17 protein-coding genes are annotated in these 18,228 nt (G+C 65.0%); 12 read left to right on the top strand and 5 right to left on the bottom strand.

Annotated features, from left to right (window positions below):
- Window positions 1-95 precede the first annotated feature (95 nt).
- The 3 genes from RQH14_RS01480 (at window position 96) to RQH14_RS01470 (ending at window position 2,538) form a co-directional block, all read left to right on the top strand.
- Window positions 96-425, top strand: a complete 330-nt coding sequence (locus RQH14_RS01480; RefSeq protein ID WP_311211565.1) for a BatC protein — start codon at window positions 96-98, stop codon at window positions 423-425.
- 2 nt (window positions 426-427) lie between these two features.
- Complete coding sequence (locus RQH14_RS01475; protein WP_396136265.1) at window positions 428-1,633, top strand: cupin domain-containing protein; 1,206 nt, start codon at window positions 428-430, stop codon at window positions 1,631-1,633.
- Between the two features lie 65 nt (window positions 1,634-1,698).
- Window positions 1,699-2,538 (top strand): sucrase ferredoxin, encoded by an 840-nt coding sequence (locus RQH14_RS01470; RefSeq protein ID WP_396136266.1) that lies wholly within the window; start codon window positions 1,699-1,701, stop codon window positions 2,536-2,538.
- Between the two features lie 28 nt (window positions 2,539-2,566).
- Here RQH14_RS01470 and RQH14_RS01465 read toward each other — a convergent pair whose 3' ends face one another.
- Window positions 2,567-2,722, bottom strand: a complete 156-nt coding sequence (locus RQH14_RS01465; protein ID WP_311211563.1) for a hypothetical protein — start codon at window positions 2,720-2,722, stop codon at window positions 2,567-2,569.
- Window positions 2,723-2,840: 118 nt separating this feature from the next.
- Here RQH14_RS01465 and RQH14_RS01460 point away from each other — a divergent pair, with 118 nt between their 5' ends.
- On the top strand, window positions 2,841-3,761 hold the full coding sequence (locus RQH14_RS01460) for a fused MFS/spermidine synthase (RefSeq protein ID WP_311211562.1): 921 nt from the start codon (window positions 2,841-2,843) through the stop codon (window positions 3,759-3,761).
- Here RQH14_RS01460 and RQH14_RS01455 read toward each other — a convergent pair.
- Together RQH14_RS01455 and RQH14_RS01450 are read right to left on the bottom strand one after the other, a co-directional pair.
- Window positions 3,744-5,498, bottom strand: coding sequence for an ABC transporter ATP-binding protein (locus RQH14_RS01455; RefSeq protein WP_311211561.1), 1,755 nt, complete (start codon window positions 5,496-5,498; stop codon window positions 3,744-3,746). The genes RQH14_RS01460 and RQH14_RS01455 overlap by 18 nt on opposite strands.
- Window positions 5,495-7,318 carry an ABC transporter ATP-binding protein gene (locus RQH14_RS01450; RefSeq protein ID WP_311211560.1) on the bottom strand — a complete coding sequence of 608 codons (1,824 nt, stop codon included), beginning with the start codon at window positions 7,316-7,318 and terminating at the stop codon, window positions 5,495-5,497. Before RQH14_RS01450 ends, RQH14_RS01455 begins: the two co-directional genes overlap by 4 nt.
- Window positions 7,319-7,358: 40 nt before the next feature.
- Between RQH14_RS01450 and RQH14_RS01445 the strand changes: the two genes are divergently transcribed.
- The 6 genes from RQH14_RS01445 to RQH14_RS01420 all read left to right on the top strand — a co-directional run bounded on the left by RQH14_RS01445 (window position 7,359) and on the right by RQH14_RS01420 (window position 13,205).
- A complete protein-coding gene (locus tag RQH14_RS01445; protein ID WP_311211559.1) occupies window positions 7,359-8,192 on the top strand; it encodes an AraC family transcriptional regulator in 834 nt (277 codons plus the stop codon).
- Window positions 8,193-8,327: 135 nt separating this feature from the next.
- Window positions 8,328-9,281, top strand: a complete 954-nt coding sequence (locus RQH14_RS01440; RefSeq protein WP_311211558.1) for an ABC transporter substrate-binding protein — start codon at window positions 8,328-8,330, stop codon at window positions 9,279-9,281.
- Window positions 9,278-10,159 (top strand): siderophore-interacting protein, encoded by an 882-nt coding sequence (locus RQH14_RS01435; protein ID WP_311211557.1) that lies wholly within the window; start codon window positions 9,278-9,280, stop codon window positions 10,157-10,159. Before RQH14_RS01440 ends, RQH14_RS01435 begins: the two co-directional genes overlap by 4 nt.
- Complete coding sequence (locus RQH14_RS01430; protein WP_311211556.1) at window positions 10,160-11,290, top strand: iron chelate uptake ABC transporter family permease subunit; 1,131 nt, start codon at window positions 10,160-10,162, stop codon at window positions 11,288-11,290.
- Window positions 11,254-12,357, top strand: a complete 1,104-nt coding sequence (locus RQH14_RS01425) for a FecCD family ABC transporter permease (RefSeq protein ID WP_396136264.1) — start codon at window positions 11,254-11,256, stop codon at window positions 12,355-12,357. The genes RQH14_RS01430 and RQH14_RS01425 overlap by 37 nt, the downstream gene beginning before the upstream one ends.
- Window positions 12,354-13,205: an ABC transporter ATP-binding protein gene (locus RQH14_RS01420; protein WP_311211554.1), complete on the top strand. Its 852-nt coding sequence runs from the start codon at window positions 12,354-12,356 to the stop codon at window positions 13,203-13,205. Before RQH14_RS01425 ends, RQH14_RS01420 begins: the two co-directional genes overlap by 4 nt.
- A 19-nt stretch (window positions 13,206-13,224) precedes the next feature.
- On the opposite strand, the gene RQH14_RS01415 is transcribed toward RQH14_RS01420, so the two are convergent.
- Window positions 13,225-14,121: a LysR family transcriptional regulator gene (locus RQH14_RS01415; RefSeq protein ID WP_311211553.1), complete on the bottom strand. Its 897-nt coding sequence runs from the start codon at window positions 14,119-14,121 to the stop codon at window positions 13,225-13,227.
- A gap of 137 nt (window positions 14,122-14,258) precedes the next feature.
- Between RQH14_RS01415 and RQH14_RS01410 the strand changes: the two genes are divergently transcribed.
- On the top strand, window positions 14,259-15,647 hold the full coding sequence (locus RQH14_RS01410; protein WP_311211552.1) for an MFS transporter: 1,389 nt from the start codon (window positions 14,259-14,261) through the stop codon (window positions 15,645-15,647).
- Window positions 15,648-15,651: 4 nt separating this feature from the next.
- Window positions 15,652-16,401: a 3-hydroxybutyrate dehydrogenase gene (locus RQH14_RS01405; RefSeq protein WP_311211551.1), complete on the top strand. Its 750-nt coding sequence runs from the start codon at window positions 15,652-15,654 to the stop codon at window positions 16,399-16,401.
- A 106-nt stretch (window positions 16,402-16,507) separates the two neighbouring features.
- Here RQH14_RS01405 and RQH14_RS01400 read toward each other — a convergent pair whose 3' ends face one another.
- Entirely contained in the window at window positions 16,508-17,968 is a 1,461-nt protein-coding gene (locus RQH14_RS01400) for an amino acid permease (protein WP_311211550.1), read from the bottom strand.
- Between the last annotated feature and the right edge of the window lie 260 nt (window positions 17,969-18,228).

Raw genomic sequence — 18,228 nt, 5'->3', positions numbered from 1 at the left:
CACCGCACGAGCTGTTCCCACAGCTGACTCATCTGGATATGGTGATCACGGGCGGTGTCGATGAAGGCCGCCCGGTCCGATTCCCGGGAGGAAGCATGTCTATTCCAGAGCAGGATCCAAGCCAGCAGGAAGGCCCCGCGGACGGTGGCGCGGGCGGCGTCCCCGGCATGCACGACGGCGGTGCTGACGGTGGTGCCGACGGCGGCGCAGATGGTGGTGCAGAAGGCCCCGCGGACGGTGGTGCGGACGGCGTCCCCGGCACGCACGACGGCGGTGCTGACGGTGGTGCCGACGGCGGCGCGGACGGTGGTGCAGAAGGCCCCGCGGACGGTGGCGCGGACGGCGTCCCCGGCACGCACGACGGCGGTGCTGATGGTGGTGCGGACGGCGGCGCGGACGGCGGCGCCGGACAACCGGGCAGCTAGGTTTGAGCTCCACCAGCACTGATTTCCAGGACCCCGCCGCCGTGAAAGGCGGCGGGGTCCTGGAAACACGCTTGATCGACATCGGCCAGGAGAAATTCGCCAGTGACGTCTGGGGGCGAACCGCCCTGCTCACCCGTGGGGCCAGCGACTTCTCCGATGTGTTCTCAGCCGGCGCAGTCGACGAACTGGTTTCGCGGCGCGGACTGCGCACGCCTTTCCTGCGCGTCGCCAAAGGCGGTTCAACGCTTCCCGAATCCTCCTACACGTCTCCGGCAGGGGTCGGTGCCACCATCCCCGATCAACTTGATGACACCGCGCTATGGCGCAAATTCGCTGACGGAGCCACCCTCGTCCTGCAGGCATTGCACCGCACGTGGGAGCCGGTGTCGAGTTTCAGCTCGCAGTTGAGCACGGAGCTCGGGCATCCTGTGCAGGCCAACGCTTACATCACCCCGCCACAGAACCGTGGCTTCGATGACCACTACGACATCCATGACGTCTTCGTGCTGCAGATCGAGGGAACCAAGCGCTGGGTCATCCATGAGCCGGTCCACGTGGACCCGCTGCGAAGCCAGCCGTGGACTGATCGCCGCTCCGCCGTCGAAGAGGCTGCTCAAGGTGCGGCGTACATCGACACGGTCCTCGAGCCAGGCGATGTCCTCTATCTGCCGCGAGGCTGGCTGCACGCCGCCCAGGCGCAGGGGAAAGTCTCCATCCACCTCACCTTGGGTATCCACAACTGGACCCGCCATACCTTGGCCGAACATCTGGCACAGGCAGCGCTTGCCGCACTTAGCGACGATCCCGGGATGCGCAGGTCCTTGCCCTTGGGCGCCGACGGACCTGAAGAGGAGATCGCTGCAGTCCGGGAACGTCTCGCCGCCGCTGTCCTTGAAGCCGATACCACGTCCCTTTTCCACCGCGCCCGCAGGGGTCAAGGGCGTCCAGCTCCGCTTGGTCCGGTGGCCCAGCTCGCGGCCATTGACGGCCTCGGCCCCGAATCGGTGGTTCGACTTCGGGAGGCCCTGGAGGCACGGTTTGATGGCTCACGCCTGACCACCCGCGTTGGTTGGCTCGACTTCCCGGACGCAGATCTGCCGTTCGTGCGGCGCCTGCTGGACGGCGGGGATCACCGCGCGGCAAACATCGGCCTGGAACTGGCCGAAAGGTTGTTGCGCGCAGGAGTTCTTGTCCCTGTCGCACAATGACGTCACCTGCAGCCGCAACGGCACGCTTCCTCTGCGCGGAAAGTGCCCGGGTGCGCGGCGACTCAATGGCAGGCACTGCGTCACCCGGCCTCGCCTGGGTCCTGGTGGAATACCGGGGCGCGTGGCCGCCCAACGGCTTCGAAGCCCTTGATCTGGAGGCTGGGACCAAGGCACTCGTCATCTCTGCCGCGCGGACGGCGAATGCACGGATTCTCCTGATACGGCGGCCCGGACCCCGCCGCCGCCCCGGTCCGGGCAAGTGGGCAGTCCTTCGTCACCAAAGCTCCGGCGCCTATCAACAGCACTGGGGAACGTGGGAGCGGGACGAGGACCTCGCCGCGATTGTTGCAGCCTTGGCATCTCCCGGAGAGCCCGGTTTCCCGCCGGTCATCATGGTCTGCGCCCACGGACAGCACGACCCCTGCTGCGCAGTCTGGGGACGCCCTGTGGGACGTGCGCTCAGCGAGCACTGGCCGGAGCTGGTGTGGGAGTGCTCCCACATTGGCGGTGACAGGTTCGCGGCCAACGTGGTGATCGCTCCCGACGGCGTGTACTACGGAGGACTCGACGCCGGGACCGCCGTGGCCACCGTTGAGGAGCACTTCGCCGGCCGTATCCACGCGGAGTATCTGCGCGGTTATACGGATCTCTTGCCGCCGGAGCAAGCAGCGGTCGCTGCGGTGTTGGGGCAGTTCGGTCCTGCCGGCCGGCATGATTATGCGGTCACGGAGACCTTGCGCGAGGGCGATCACTGGCGCATCCACATCACTGGGCGGCCGCCCCGCCCGGCGGATATCGAGGTGGAATTGCGGTCCAGTCGTGCACCGCAGCGTCAGCTGACCTGCCGGGCGCCGGAGGAGGGCTCGGTGGTCGTCTACGAGGCCCTTTCCATCCGCAGAACCTGACAGGTGGGGACCGCCAGAACTGCCGGGCCTAGCGCGATTCCGAATCGTCGGGCGGATCCATGTCCAGCGGTGAATCGAGGAGGCCCGGCGGTTTAGGCACGCGGGCGAGCATCAGGCAGACCACCGTCAACCACGCGACGGCGACCGTCAACACCTCCGCCCACACCGATGCTCCGAGTTCCATGGAGAGATCATATGGCTCCAGAGGCCATAAAGGTAAGTAGCCTTATGTTCAAGATGACCGTCCGGAGTAATGTGGCGCTCCACTAGGCTTGGAGCATGACTCAAGCAGGGCTGAAGTAGTGGCGAAACGCGGCAAACCCAACAGGTCCCAGAGGTCGACGACGGGAGTCGTGGAGGTGCCTTCCGGCACCCGTCCTGATGGTCCGGTCGCGGGGGTCTACTACATCGATACCGGCGACTGCGAGCTCATCCCGGACCAGGACAACTCCAATGGGTGGCTGCTGAAGATCAACGGTGTGATGAGCTCGCACATTGACCTCGCGGATCCGCTGTTCCTGGATTTTGAGTACATGCGCTGGATCGCTGCCTTGGTGGAATCGCGCTGGCCGCCGGAGCAGAAACCGAAGTTGCGGGCCTTGCATCTCGGCGGGGGAGCCTGCTCCATGGCGCGTTACTTCCACGCCGCCTACCCGGAAGCCCGGCAGGTAGTGGTGGAACTGGACGGCAAGCTGGCCGACTACGTACGCGGCTGGTTCGACCTTCCCAAGGCGCCCTTGTTGAGGCTCCGGGTGGGCGAAGCCCGGCAGGTCACCGAATCCCTCACCCCGGACACCCGGGACCTCATCATCCGCGACGTCTTCGCCGGCGCCTTCACGCCCCGTGCGCTGACCACCCGCGAATTCACGGCGCAGGCGGACGCGGTCCTTGCCCCCGACGGCCTGTACGTGGTCAACTCCGGGGACGCCCCCGACCTCAAGAATGCCCGCGCAGATGCCGCGACCATTGCCGATACGTTCGAGCACACCATGATCATTGCGGACCCTGCCATGCTCAAGGGCCGCCGCTACGGCAACATGATCATGGCCGGCAGCCACGCACCCTTCGGAGATGACCCCACGCTGGCCCGCAAACTCCTGGGCGGAGGCGTCCCGGCGCACATCTGGGACGATGCGAAGGTGCGGTCCTTCGCGGCGGGAACTCCGGTGCGGCACGACCCCGTAGCCGTGCCAGCGGCCGAACCCTCAGTTGCGGCTGAGTGAGCTGTTCCACGCCTCCCACAATGTGGCGTACCGGCCCCCGCCGGCCAGCAGTTCCTGGTGCGCACCCGACTCGATGATCCGCCCCTGCTCCATCACCACAACGGTGTCCGCTGATGCTGCTTGTGATAATCGGTGTGCGATCACCACGGACGTCCGGCCAGCCAACGCGGCTTCGGCAGCCTGGTCCAGCATGGTGGCTGAGCCTGTTCCCGCCTCAGCAGTAGCTTCGTCGAGGACCGCGATGGGCGGATCCTTGAGCATGAGCCGGGCGAGCGCCAGTTGCTGTGCTTGCTCCGGGGTAAGCTGGTGGCCGCCGGCGCCTACGGACGTCTCCAGTCCGTCGTCGAGCGTGTTCATCCACGTAGCCCCCACAGCGGCGAGGACGCGCGAGAGTTCCGCGGGGGAAGCGTCCGGTTTGGCAAGCTTGAGGTCCTCGGCCAGCGTTCCGGAGAAGACATGCACCTCTTGGCTGACCATCGCGATCCTTGAATGCAGGTCCGCGGGGGCTGCCGCGGCTGAGTCGAGCCCACCCACCCAGGCGGTCCCGCTGTCCGGGTGTTCAAGGCCCATGACCACCTTGGCCAAGGTGGTCTTTCCGGCTCCCGAGGTGCCAACGATCGCTACCCGTTCGCCCGGACGCACTGTGAGCGAGACGCCGTGGAGCGCGGGTCGCTGGCCCGGGTAGGCGAAGGTGACGTTATCCAGGACGATGCCGGAATCAGTGCCGCGGGAATCGGCGGCAGGGGTGGTCTTGGCCGTGGACATGGTCAGCCCGAACATGCGCCCCAGGCCGGCAGCCGCTTTCTGGAGTTCATCGAACTGCCCCAGGACCAGCCCGATCGGATCGAACAGCCGGTAGAAGTACAGTGCCGCCGCGGTAGCCGCACCAATAGTGACGGTGCCCTCGGCGTGGAGCCAGAAGCCCACCACAAGCACTGCGGACAGGCCGATGAACTCGGCAAGGTTGAGGCGGTTGTAGAACCGGGTCAGGTAGCTGACGCCCTTGAGCGCGTGGCCGATGTTCTCCTGGGAAGCAGTCGCCACCAGCTCCGCATGGCGCGACCCCAGGCCCAACGCCAGGACCGATGGCGAGCCATGGACGGTCTCGATGATCTGTTCGGTCCGGTTGGCCTCGGTGATACGGACGGTCCGGTAAATGGGGGCGGTCCGTTTGAGGAACCAGCGCAGCGTGAACACCTGCAGGGGTGCGGCGATGAGGACGGCCACTGCGAAGCGCCAGTCGATGACCCCCAGGCCCAGCAAAGTGACGGCGATAGTGAAGGCGGCGCTGGTGAACGCGGGCAGCACTCCGGAGATGGCCTCGCTGACAGCCTCGACATCGCCGGACACGCGGGCCACAACATCGCCGATGCCCGCCTTTTCGAGCTGCGCCAAGGGCTTCCGGACAGCCGCCGCGAAGACCTCCTCACGGAGGCCGGCGAGGGCTTCCTCGCAGATCCGGGCCAGCAAGTTCTGGCCGAGGATGCCCAGCAGGGCGCCGCATCCGCCCGCCACCAGCAAGCCGATGGCCAGCCACAGCAAGTTCATGACGTCTCCGCCGCTGGCCGCGATGTTGACCATGATGCCCAGGATCGCCGGCGCTGCCAGTCCACAGCAGGCCGCCGCCAGCAGGACGAATATGGTCCAGGCGAGCCGTCCGGGGCGCTGTGCCAACAGGCGCCACATGGCCCGTCGGGTCTCGCGGGGTGTGGCGATGGGCAGGATATCGGAGCTCATGAACCCACCACCTCGCGGTAGCCGGCCGACGTCGCGAGGAGTTCCCGGTGCGTCCCGGTTTCCGACGCGCCATCGCTACCTCCCACCACCACCCGGTGACAGACGGCCAGCAGTGTGGGACTGGTGGTGACCAACACCAACGCCTTGTCCGGGAAGTTGCGGAGGCCGTCCGCGATCACAGCTTCGGTAGCGGTGTCGACGGCGGTGGTGGGGTCGTGCAGGACCAGCACCGGCTGCTGCTGGTGCAGCGAGCGGCCAAGAACCAGCCGCTGCCGCTGCCCACCGGACAGGCTCTGGCCATGTCCGGTAAGAACGGTTTCGGTGCCTTCCGGCAGTTGGGAAACGAAGTCCCCGACGGCGGCAGCCGCCATGGCGCGCTCTTGCAGGGGGATATCGGCTGCTGCCACATTGTCGCGGACACTGCCGCGGAAAAGGACGCCTTCATGGCTGTCGGCGAAAACTTTGGAGCGGACATCCAGTGGGTCCAGATCGGCGGCATCGTAGCCGTCGATGGACACTACGCCGCGGGGAGCGGGTGTGCGGAAACCAAGGGTGTCCACCAATCGCCTGGCTTGCGAGCCGTCCGATAGCACCACGCCCACGATCTCCCCGGCGGACGCCGTGAAGGGCGGGAAGGCGCTGTTGTTCGGACTGTTGCGGAGTTCGAGGAGCGGCGCCGGTTCCCCCACGAGGGTGGGCCGTGCCGCTGACCCGGCCGCCGCCGTCGTGCGTTCTGCTGCGGCGATACGGTCCCTGGAAGCAGCGCGGTGGCCGTCGGCGAGGCGTTCCCCGTCAACAGGTGCGGGCACCGCATCCGGTTCCTCAAGCAGTACCGCGATGCGTGCCGCCGAGGCCCGTTTCCGGGCGAGTTCCACGCTGAGGAAACCGAGCGCGGCCATGGGTCCCTGGACGAATTGGGCCACGCCGACAACCGCCACCAGCTGGCCTACTGTGATGGTGCCTTGCACGGCGAACCACGCTGCGAAGAAAGCGATCCCGGCCAGGAACGCAGCGGACAGCGCGGTGCTGGCGCCGTTATAGGCGGACCTGGCCCGGACAGCCCGCAGCCCGGCCAGCAGTGATGTCCGGCTGGCGGCCTGGTAACGGGTGACGGCTGCTTCCTCGGCGCCGAGACCCTTGAGGGGGCGTGATCCGGTCACGAAGTCCGTGGCCAGGGCACCGGCGCGGGCCGCCGAGGACTGTTCCACATCGCTGCGGTCCTCCAACGGTTTGGTGAGGCGCTGCATGACCACCAGCATGACGGGGGTGGCCACCAGGACTGCGATGCCCAGGGGGACCGAAATCAGCAGCAGTGTCACTGCAGAGGTTACGACGCCGGCTGCGGCGGCGAGGCCACCACCGATGAGCCAGGACAGGCCGGCAACCCTGTCTGCGTCGGAGGAGGCGATCGCCACGATTTCGCCCGGTGCGCGCCGGGCTGCCATGCCGCGTGGGTGGAGGGTGCGTTCCACCGCCAACTGCCGGAGGTCGTGCGAACCATAGAGGAAGGAGCGGTTGGTGGCCAAGGTGCCGATGCGCCAGGAAAGGGCGAGCACCACGAAGACGACAGCCAACGCGCCAAGCCACCAAAGGAGGGCCCCGGCGTCGTGCGGTGCAATTGCTTTGTCCACGGCGGCGCCGATGGTCGCGGGAACCAGGGCCTCGCTGACCTGGTGCAGAATAAAGCCGGCGCAGCCCACCAGCAGCAGCTTCCAGCGGCCATTGGCCATCAGGGTGTATTTGAAGAGACGGGAAGCCGTCCACGGTGTTGGCTTGTTACGCCCGGGTGGGCAGGACGGAATGGCGGAACGGGAGGGCATGCTTACCATAGTAAGGCTCACCTAACTTCGAGAAGGCCATATGACCCGCCAAGCTATATCGCAATCCGGACAGACCGTGCCACAGGCGACGGCAGCGGTGGAGGTGCACCAGGTCTATGGCGTCTACACGCAGTATTTCGAGTGCGCAACGCCGGCAACCTGGACTGAACACGTCCACACTACCCATGAGCTGCTCTGGGGTGCCCGGGGCGTTCTGACGGTGGAAGCTGACGGCGGCTTCTTCGCCGTACCGGCAACGCTGGGCCTTTGGATCCCTGCGGGCGTGGTCCATGCTGTGAAGTCCACTCAGGGGACGGGGTTTTACTGCTCGCACATTGACGGCCAGGTAGTGCCCCATCTGGCGAACCGTACAGTGGCGGTGACGGTGCCCGCCGCCGCGCAGGAGTTGTTGCGCCACATGAGCGATTTCGATATGGACGACTCCCTCCGTCAACGCTCGGAGCAGGTGGTGGTGGGGCTGCTGGATGTTGTGGATGCCCGGCCGATGCTGCTCCCGATGCCAACCGACCCCCGCCTGGAACTCATAGCCCGGGCGCTCCTGGATGATCCTGCCCTGGACCGTTCGCTGGAGGAGTGGAGCGTGGAGGTTGCCATCAGTGTCCGCAACCTGTCCCGCCTGTTCCACAAGGAAACCGGCATGACGTTTGCGCAGTGGCGCATCCATGCCAGGGTGCGGGTGGCCTTGGGGCTGCTGGCCGCCGGTTACCCCGTTTCTTCGGTCAGCAGGAGGGTGGGTTACAACAACCCGAGTGCCTTCGTCCAAGTGTTCCGAAAGGTGATGGGGCACACTCCTGGCTGGTATGTGGCCTCGCTTAAGGCCGGAAACCATCACTCTTTGGCCGGTTCCGAATAGATTCCAGCGGTCAAAGGAGTCCTTGCGTTGTTAGGGTAGGTATACCTAACTTCGGTAGTCGCTGACTAAGCCCATCATCGGGCCGCGGCCACCAACGGGAGCTCTCCGTCTCCCCTGAGAACCAAGAGGACCGCAGTGATTTCACGCACTAAAACCATGTCTGCCGCCGTCGCAGCCCTGGCATCCGCAGCCCTTCTGCTGAGCGGATGTGCCACTACCGATGCCAGCGCGAGCGCGAAATCGGAAACCCGCACCGTCACCAGTGAGGTCAAAGAGGTCAGCATCCCCGCAGAGCCCAAGAAAGCTTTGGGCATGTACACCACAGACCTGGACATGCTGATTACGCTGGGCATTCCGCTGGCCAGCCAGCAGCCCATCCGCGACAGCGGCTACACAGGCTTCCCGTACTTCTTTGACCAGGAAGCACTCAAGGGCATCACGCCCTTCACCAACTACCCGGAGTTCAACTTCGAGGCCATCCTCAAGGCCCAGCCGGACGTCATCCTGAATGGCCTGGGCTACGAGAAGGAGCTGGACGGCAAGCTCTCCGACATCGCTCCCACCTACACGTTCAACGGCTTCGACGGCAGCGACTGGCGCACCAAGTTCAAGACCGTAGCCGAGGCCTTCGACAAGACGGAGCAGTACCAGGCGTGGATGGACAAGTACCAGGCAAAGGTGGACGACGTAAAGAAGCGTCTGGCCGCCGCCGGCAAGAGCGACCTGGTGATTGGTCCCGTGGATTACTACGAGGACCAGGTATCGGTCAGCTGCTACGGAACGCCGTGCCTGGTCATCAAGGACCTGGGCCTGAAGGTGTCCCCGCTCGCTGACGGTGAAGGCTCCAAGCTGAGCGCCGAGCAGTTGGAACAGCTCAACGGCATCGATGCCATCATCACCACCGAGGTTCCCGAGAAGGACGGCGCCAACCCGGACGCCTTCGCCCCGCTGGCCAACAACAAGCTGTGGACCTCGCTGCCCTTCGTGGCCAACAAGCAGATCCACACGTACGACCTCGAAATGATCTACGGTTCCCCGAGCGGTCAGTACGCCCTGCTGGAGAAGTTCGAAAAGGCCCTCCTGCCATGATGAGCATCTACCGGGCCGAGGTCCTCGCTACCCGCCGTTTGACGCCTGGAATGGTGCGGATTACCTTCGGCGGTCCCGGCCTGTCCGGCTTCGACACCACGGGTGTCGGCGACGAATACCTCCGGGTCTTCCTCCCCGATCCCGGCACGCATGAGGCCCGGCTGCCCATCTCCACCGGAGACTCCTGGGACTGGTCCGAGGGCGTGGAGCCGTCCGCCATGCGGACCTACACGGTCCGCGCTGTGGACCCCGCCGCCGGAACGGTGGACATTGACTTCGTCGTTCACGACGGCGGATTGGCAGCTTCCTGGGCACAGCGCGCCCAGGTGGGTGACGTCGTCGGGCTCAACTCGCCGACCGGACTGTACGAACCCCCGGCCGACCTCCAGTGGCAGATCCTGCTGGCCGACGCTACCGGCCTCCCGGCTGTCGCGCGGTTGGTTGAGCAGACACCGCCGGGTGTTCGGACCCGGGTGCTGATCGAGGTGGAGCACCCATCGCACCAGCAGGAGCTGACCCTGGGCGCTGGAACCGAGGTCGCTTGGATCTACGGCGGCAACGGCCATAGCCAGTCCCGGCTGGACGAGGTCCTGCGTTCCATGGAACTCCCCGGCGGCGTGGGCTACATCTGGGTGGCCGGCGAAACCAAAGTGCTGCGCGGGATCCGCAAGTACCTTCGGCATGACAAGAAGCTCACTCCAGAGTCCTACAAGCTGATCGGCTACTGGACGGACAAGAGCGAAGCCTGGGAAGCGCGTTGGGAAAACCTCGACGCCGAAACCCGCCGATGGTTCGACGATCTTTGGTCCAACGAGAAGCGCGATCGCGAGGAAATCGTGGACCTGCAGGACGCCAAGTTCGAATTGCTGGGCCTCTAAATGGCGTCCGGAACCATGGCACCGCGCCCTGTCGCTGAAGCTTCTGTTGCTGAGGCCTCTGTAGCTTCGGTAGCTGACATGCAGGACGCGGTGCCGGTTTCTTCTGCACGTGAGCGCCCAGCGGGGTTGGTGGCCGTGAACCGGTACCGCCTCCTGGGACTGCTTTCAGCGATTGCTGCGCTGGCCCTGGTTCTGTGGCTAAGCCTGGTGGTGGGGTCCAAAGACGTGGACATGGGCCATCTCTGGCCTGCTATCACCGCGTACAACGGCACGCCGGAGCACGTGATCATCCACGACCTCCGCCTGCCCCGCACTGTCACCGGAGTGGTGGTGGGCATTGCCCTTGGTCTGTCCGGGGCGCTGATCCAGGCCTTGACGCGCAACCCGTTGGCGGACCCCGGCATCCTGGGCGTCAACGCGGGTGCGGGCTTCTTCGTAGTCCTCGGGGTTGCGCTGTTCGGAGTGACCAGTATCCACGAGTACATCTGGTTCTCCTTCGCCGGTGCCGTGGTTGCCACCGTTGCTGTGTACTTCATCGGTTCGCGGGGGAGAGGCGGGGCAACACCGCTCCGCCTCACCCTTGCCGGCGTTGCCCTGGGAGCAGTCCTGGGCGGAATTTCGTCAGGGATCACACTGTTGCGGCCCGCCGTGTTCGACAGCATGCGCAGTTGGAGTGCCGGGACGTTGAGCAACCGTACGTGGGAAATCTTCACCACCGTGGCGCCGTTCATCCTGGTGGGGACGCTCATAGCGCTCGCCCTTGCGCGGCCCCTTAACGCCGTGGCCATGGGCGACGACACCGCCAAGTCCCTCGGCGCCAACCTCATCCGCACCCGGGTGTGGACCATCGTGTCCGTCACCCTGCTCTGCGGTGCCGCAACGGCCGCGGCAGGACCCATCGGCTTCGTGGGGCTCATGATTCCGCACGTGGCCCGGTGGATCGTCGGGCCGGACCAGCGCTGGATTCTGGCCTACACCCTGGTGCTTTCACCCGTACTGCTACTCGTCTCTGACATTGCGGGCAGGCTGGTGCTCCGCCCCGGCGAAATGCAGGTAGGCATCATCACCGCCTTCATTGGTGCGCCTGTCCTGATATGGCTCATTCGACGCCGGAAAGTGAGCACGCTGTGACTCCGGTTGACCAGGCGCCTTCCATCAACTTCGGCCGGCGGACGCTCGCTGTCCGCCGCTTCGGCGGGCGGCTGTCACTGCGCGTCGACGTCCGTACCCTTGTTGTCACCGCCGTCCTCATCGCCGCCGCCCTGGCGCTCGCCGTCGTCGCCCTTGGCCTGGGTGAGTTCAGCGTTGCGGTGCCGGACGTCGTATCGGCTTTGCTGGGTCAATCCAGCGGAGCCGTGCACATGGTGGTGGTGGAGTGGAGATTGCCCCGCGTCCTCCTGGCCCTGTTATTGGGGGCGGCCATGGGGGTCAGCGGGGCAATTTTCCAGTCGCTGACGCGCAATGCGCTGGGAAGTCCGGACGTCATCGGCTTCAACACCGGTGCCTACACGGGTGCCCTGGTGGTCATCCTGCTGATGGGTGGCGGCTACTTTGCTGTCTCCGCCGGTGCGCTGGTGGGCGGCCTGGTGACTGCTGCTTTGGTGTACGTGTTCGCGTACAAGAAAGGCATCCAGGGCTTCCGGCTCATCATCGCCGGCATCGCTGTGAGCGCCATGTTGGCTTCCGTGAACACGTTCATGATCCTCAAAGCGTCCTTGGAACAGGCCATGTCCGCCGCCGTCTGGGGTGCCGGTTCCCTGAACAAGGTCTCGTGGGACCAGGTGCTGCCCGTGGTGGGTGTCTTTGTGCTGCTGCTGGCCGTGTTGGCGTTTTACGGCAGGCGGTTGGGGCTCCTGGAGATGGGCGACGACGCCGCCAGGGCCTTGGGCGTTCGGCTGGAAGGTTCGCGGCTGGTTCTGGCAGTGGTGGGCGTGGCGTTGACCGCGATGGTCACCGCGGCGGCCGGTCCGATCGCGTTCGTCTCCCTTGCCGCCCCGCAACTGGCACGCCGGTTGACCCGCTCCGCCTCGGTGGGCATGGTTCCCTCTGCGGCTATGGGAGCCTTCCTGCTGGTGGCCAGCGACATCGTGGCGCAGAACCTGTTCGCGCCGATCCAATTGCCCGTGGGTGTGGTGACCGTCAGTATCGGCGGCTGCTACCTCGTGTGGCTCCTTGCCCGGGAAGTGAAGCGGCAATGAGCGAAGAAGTGAAGGAGATTGCTGTGACTGATGTGTTGGATGTTCCGGTTTCTGTTGGCCCGCTGACGGCTTCCGCCCGGCTCCACGCTGAGAATGTGAGCCTGGGGTATGCCGGCCGGACCGTGTCCGAGGCACTTGACGTGCGCATTCCCGATGGTGAGTTCACCGTGATTGTTGGGCCGAATGCCTGCGGAAAGTCGACGCTTTTGCGTGCGCTGTCCCGGCTTCTGGAACCCACGTCCGGCGCTGTTCTCTTGGACGGGAAGAGCATCTCCTCATACGGTGCCAAGGAAGTCGCGCGTCGCTTGGGGTTGCTGCCGCAGACATCCATCGCCCCCGACGGAATTACCGTGGCGGACCTCGTTGCCCGCGGCCGATACCCGCACCAGAAGTTGCTGCGCCAGTGGTCAGAGGCTGACGAAGCCGCTGTTGTGGATGCTTTGGAAGCTACCAATGTGACCCCGTTGTCCGGCCGCCTGGTGGATGAGCTCTCCGGTGGTCAACGGCAACGCGTGTGGGTGGCCATGGTCCTGGCCCAGCAAACCCCGCTGCTCCTGTTGGACGAGCCCACTACGTTCCTGGATATCGCGCACCAGATTGAGTTGCTGGAGTTGTTCCGGCGGCTCAACCGCGAGGGGAACACCCTGGTGGCCGTGCTGCATGACCTCAACCATGCCTGCCGCTACGCCAAGCACCTCGTAGCCATGAAGGACGGCGCAGTGGTGGCCGAGGGGCGGCCTGCCGACGTCGTCACAGCCGAACTGGTGGAGCACGTGTTCGGCCTGCCGTGCATCGTGATCGATGATCCCGTGAGCCACACGCCGCTGGTGATCCCGCTGGGTTCCTGACTTTCCCCACCTCGGCGGGCTATTCCGCCCCCAGCAACTCTTCCCGTCTCCGCTCAGTCTCCTCCCGTAGTGCCTGCACGACGGCGGCTACCGCGGGGCGGCGCATGGAGTCCGGGCGGAGGACCATCCAGTAGGGGAGCAGCTCGGCGAAGTCCGAGGGCAGGAGACGCACCAAATCAGCGTGACGATCGGCCATGAAGCACGGTAGAAAACCAACACCTGCTCCGGCCCGGGTAGCTTCTACGTGAACGAACACGTTGGTGGAGCTCAGGCCGTCGCGCATAGTGGGGACCAGCCGGCGGGGAGCATCCAGGTCATCGACTTGGAGCATGGAATCCACAAAGTAGACCAGCTGGTGCTGCGTGAGTTCCTCGATGCTTGACGGGGTACCGTTGTCCTCCAAATAGGCGCCGGACGCATACATCCCCAGCCGGTATTCGCCCAGCCTGATGGCTTCGGCGCGGTGGACCTGCGGCGTCCCCACCACCACCTCAATGTCCAAACCGGAGCGCTGCTGCAACGCCCTTCGCGTCACCGTCACGATTTCCACGCTCAGCCCAGGATGCTCCCTCCGCAAGCGCGCCACCGCTGGTGCTGCGATATAGGCGCTGAAGCCATCGGTCGCGGTCATGCGAACGACGCCGGTAATGGGGTCGGGCGCGCGGTCGCTGGGTCCCAGCGCGCCCACCGCAGCCTCGATCCGCTCTGCGACCAGCACGGCTTCCGCGCCCAGCTCCGTCACTTCCCAACCGCCCGAGGCACGCGCGAGGATCCTGCCGCCCAGCGCCTTCTCCAGCGCCGCTATCCTGCGCGAAACGGTGGTGTGGTTGAGCCCCAAGGCTTGGGCCGCCGTCGTAAATTTTCCTGAACGTGAGACGGCGAGGAAGATGAGGAGGTCGTCCGGGTTCGGCTTCATATCTGCAATTTTGCACACACATAGTGCTGCTTTGGTCATTGAGACACAACAAATCTGCGGCAATACTCAGTGGAGCATTTCGTGTTGTGGATCACATCACGTTCAAAAGGGTCAAAGAGGACACTGAGGAGATGGATATGAGCGTAGAGCAACGCTCCGCATCAAAAGCAGGGAAGGGCGCCGGCGAAGGTTCCGGACTCAAGAAGATCGTCGCGGCCTCGATGGTGGGCACCGTGGTGGAGTGGTACGAGTTCTTCCTCTACGCCACCGCCGCCACGCTGGTTTTCGGCAAGTACTTCTTCCCGAGCACCGGCAACGAACTGGACGGCATCATCCAGGCGTTCATCACCTACGCCGTCGGATTCGTTGCCCGCCCGCTCGGTGGCATCGTGTTTGGCCAGATCGGCGACAAGCTGGGCCGCAAGCCCACCCTGCAGCTGACCATCGTGATCGTGGGCGTCTCCACCTTCCTGATGGGCTGCCTCCCGGGCTTCATGGAAATCGGGTACTGGGCACCCGCCATGCTGGTGGCACTCCGCTTCATCCAGGGCTTCGCACTGGGCGGCGAATGGGGCGGCGCCGTGCTGCTGGTGGCTGAGCACAGCCCCAACAAGTCCCGCGGATTCTGGTCATCGTGGCCGCAGGCAGCAGTGCCGGTGGGCAACCTCCTGGCCACGCTGGTCCTGTTCGTCATGTCCACCACCCTCAGCAGCGAAGCCTTCCTCGGCTGGGGCTGGCGCGTCGCATTCTGGCTCTCCGCCGTGATCGTGTTCGTTGGCTACTACATCCGCACCCACGTCACCGAAGCCCCCATCTTCCTCGAAGCCAAGGCACAGGTGGAGGAGTCCAAGGCCATCAGCTACGGCGTGGGCGAAGTCATCCGCAAGTACCCCAAGGGCATCCTGCAGGCCATGGGCCTCCGCTTCGCCGAGAACATCATGTACTACCTCGTAGTGAGCTTCGCGATCGTCTACCTCAAGAGCGTCCACAAGTACGACACCTCCTCTCTCCTGATGGCACTCCTGATCGCCCACGTCATCCACTTCCTGGTCATCCCGCAGGTGGGACGCCTGGTGGACTCGTGGGGACGCAAGCCCGTGTACCTGGTGGGCGCGATCGCCGGGGCAACCTGGCCGTTCTTCGCCTTCCCCATGTTCGACACCAGGAACGCTGTGGTGATCGTGCTTGCCGTGACCATCGGCCTCTGCCTGCACGCCTTCATGTACGCCGGACAACCGGCCATCATGTCCGAGCTCTTCCCCACCCGCATGCGCTACTCCGGCGTCTCCCTCGGCTCACAGGTCACCTCGATCTTCGCCGGCTCACTCGCACCGCTGCTGGCAACCCAGTGGCTCAAGGACACCGGATCCTGGGTTCCCACCGCGATCTACCTCGTGGTCGCCTGCGCCATCACCGTCGTCGCAGTCGTTTCGCTGAAGGAGACCAAGGGCATCGCACTGCAGGAAGTGGACGAGGCCGATGCCATCCGCCACGGGCTGACTACGTCATCTACTTCGAAAGGCTGAATCCGTGGACAACTCCTTGAACGGACGCAAAGCACTGGTGACCGGCGGGGCGAGCGGGATCGGGGCTGCCTGCGCCCGTGCGCTCGCCGCCCGCGGGGCGAAAGTAGTAGTGGCCGACGTCGATGCCTCCGGAGCTGCGGCGCTCGCCGACGAGCTGGGCGGCACAGCCTGGACGGTGGACCTGCTGGATGTGGACGCCCTGGCCGCACTCAGCCTGGACTGCGACATCCTGGTCAACAATGCCGGCATCCAGAAGGTCGCGCCGATCGAGGAGTTCGAACCCGCGGAGTTCCGGCGGATCCTGGCCCTGATGCTGGAGGCCCCGTTCCTCCTCATCAGGGCCGCACTCCCGCACATGTACGCCAACGGGTTCGGCCGGATCATCAACATTTCGTCGGTCCATGGGCTGCGGGCGTCCGCCTACAAGAGCGCGTATGTCTCCGCCAAGCACGGCCTCGAAGGGCTCAGCAAAGTCACCGCCCTGGAAGGTGGTGAGCGCGGCGTCACGTCCAACTGCATCAACCCGGGCTACGTACGCACACCCTTGGTGGAGAAGCAGATCGCGGATCAGGCCCGGCTCCACGGCATCCCCGAAGCCGAGGTCCTGGCCAAGGTGATGCTGACTGAGTCCGCGGTGAAACGGCTGGTGGAGCCTGCGGAAGTAGCGTCGCTGGCAGCGTGGATGGCCTCCGACGACGCCGGTATGGTCACCGGCGCGAGCTACACCATGGACGGTGGCTGGTCGGCCCGGTAGACGCCGGCCCCCGCGCCCCACGCCCCGCGCGCCCCTCGCGAGACTACAGTTAATGCCAATGTTCCGCGCGAACATTGGCATTAACTGTAGTTTCGGCGCAGGGAAACTAGGGTGCCTTCACCACGGGGATGGCGGCGGTCTCGTCCACCAACTCTGCCCGGCGCAGGCCGCCACCGCGGACCCACAGTTTGTAGGCGACGAACAGGAGAACCAGCCAGGTGCCGCCTACATACAGGGCTACCCGGGTGTCCTCGAAGACGCCCAGGATCACGATCACCATGGCCATGAACGCCATGGTCAGGATGGACGCAGCAGGCCACAGCGGGGAACCGAACTCCGACGCCGGGAGTCCCTTGCGCTTGATCTCCCGTTTCATGGCCACGTGCGACGCCAGGATCATCACCCAGACCCACACGGTAGCGAAGGTGGCGATCGACGCGATGAGCACAAAGACGTCCTCAGGAATCACAGCGTTCAGCACGACGCCAATCAGCAGGATGCCGCCCATCATCACCACGGTCATCCACGGAACGCCGTGACGGGAAATCTTGCTGAAGCTCTTCGGCGCGTGTCCCTGTTGAGCGAGGCCGAACAGGATGCGGCCGGCTCCGAAGATGTCGCTGTTGATGGCCGAGAGCGCGGCCGTAATGACCACAGCGTTGAGGATGTGCGGTGCCGCCGGGATGCCCAGGCCGTCGAAGATCTGGACGAACGGGCTGCCGCTGCTGCCGATTTCGTTCCAGGGGAAGATGCTCATCAGCACACCCAGGGTCAGCACGTAGAAGAGCAGGACGCGGACCGGCACCGTATTAACAGCCTGCGGAATGACCTTCTTGGGGTTGGTGGCTTCACCCGCTGTGATGCCGATCGTTTCGATCCCGCCAAAGGCAAACATCACGACGGCGAACGCGGCCAGGAGCCCCTCAAAACCGTTCGGGAACAAACCGCCGTGATTCACCAGGTTCCCCAGTCCCGGTGCCACGCCGCCGCCGTCGCCCGTTTGGAAGCCGAACACCACGATCGCCGCACCGCCCACGATCATGGCGATGATCGCCACCACCTTGATGAGCGAGAACCAGAACTCAAGTTCGCCGAACACCTTCACGCTGAGCAGGTTCATGGCGCCAAGGAACAGAATGATGGCCAGAACCCAGATCCATCTGTCCACTTGGGGGAACCAGAAACCCATATAGATACTGAAAGCAGTGACGTCGGCGATGGCCACAATGGCCATCTCGAACACGTACGTCCACCCGGTCACGAAACCCGCGAACGGTCCCAGATACTTGGACGCGTACTGGCCGAAGGACCCGGAAACGGGGTGTCGGACGGCCATCTCGCCGAGTGCCCGCATCACCATGAACACGGCCGCGCCGCCAATGATGTAAGCAAGGAGGACGGCCGGGCCGGCTTTCTGAATCGCAGAAGCAGAGCCGTAGAAGAGGCCCGTGCCGATTGCGGATCCGAGGGCCATGAAGCGGATGTGGCGGACGTTCAGGCCTCGGCTGAGCGCCGTACCCGCGGCCTGGAGAACAGAGCTCTCCGTAGCCAGCTTGGTTTGTTGCATAGTAAAACCTTCTCGTCTTTGGGAGGGGATCGCTATCCAGCACATCACTTTTGGGCCTCTTGTGATCGGACTCACGGGGGTTTGGTGTCTTTGATCGCAGACACTGCGGCTTTGGCGGACCGGACGGCTTTTGGAGGGTGGTCAAAGTCATAGTCTCCGTTCGGATATGATGACCGCGGACAGCTCATCAAACCGGTCAGGCATCCCTCGCTTTTCAGCGTCGCCCCCCTTGAATTCAGCGCTGCCACCGCATCCTTATG

Origin of the sequence: Arthrobacter sp. WCS2018Hpa-7 (genome assembly GCF_031843805.1) — a bacterium.
Lineage (GTDB): Bacteria > Actinomycetota > Actinomycetes > Actinomycetales > Micrococcaceae > Arthrobacter.
This window is presented reverse-complemented; position numbering and strand designations above follow the sequence as displayed.

Coding starts and splice junctions, on each gene's coding strand:
- RQH14_RS01435 (WP_311211557.1), top strand. CDS start 9,278: ATGATGAGCATCTACCGGGCCGAGGTCCTCGCTACCCGCCGTTTGACG.
- RQH14_RS01465 (WP_311211563.1), bottom strand. CDS start 2,722: ATGGAACTCGGAGCATCGGTGTGGGCGGAGGTGTTGACGGTCGCCGTC.
- RQH14_RS01455 (WP_311211561.1), bottom strand. CDS start 5,498: ATGAGCTCCGATATCCTGCCCATCGCCACACCCCGCGAGACCCGACGG.
- RQH14_RS01430 (WP_311211556.1), top strand. CDS start 10,160: ATGGCGTCCGGAACCATGGCACCGCGCCCTGTCGCTGAAGCTTCTGTT.
- RQH14_RS01420 (WP_311211554.1), top strand. CDS start 12,354: ATGAGCGAAGAAGTGAAGGAGATTGCTGTGACTGATGTGTTGGATGTT.
- RQH14_RS01415 (WP_311211553.1), bottom strand. CDS start 14,121: ATGAAGCCGAACCCGGACGACCTCCTCATCTTCCTCGCCGTCTCACGT.
- RQH14_RS01400 (WP_311211550.1), bottom strand. CDS start 17,968: ATGCAACAAACCAAGCTGGCTACGGAGAGCTCTGTTCTCCAGGCCGCG.
- RQH14_RS01450 (WP_311211560.1), bottom strand. CDS start 7,318: ATGCCCTCCCGTTCCGCCATTCCGTCCTGCCCACCCGGGCGTAACAAG.
- RQH14_RS01470 (WP_396136266.1), top strand. CDS start 1,699: ATGGCAGGCACTGCGTCACCCGGCCTCGCCTGGGTCCTGGTGGAATAC.
- RQH14_RS01445 (WP_311211559.1), top strand. CDS start 7,359: ATGACCCGCCAAGCTATATCGCAATCCGGACAGACCGTGCCACAGGCG.
- RQH14_RS01425 (WP_396136264.1), top strand. CDS start 11,254: ATGGCTCATTCGACGCCGGAAAGTGAGCACGCTGTGACTCCGGTTGAC.
- RQH14_RS01480 (WP_311211565.1), top strand. CDS start 96: ATGTCTATTCCAGAGCAGGATCCAAGCCAGCAGGAAGGCCCCGCGGAC.
- RQH14_RS01410 (WP_311211552.1), top strand. CDS start 14,259: ATGAGCGTAGAGCAACGCTCCGCATCAAAAGCAGGGAAGGGCGCCGGC.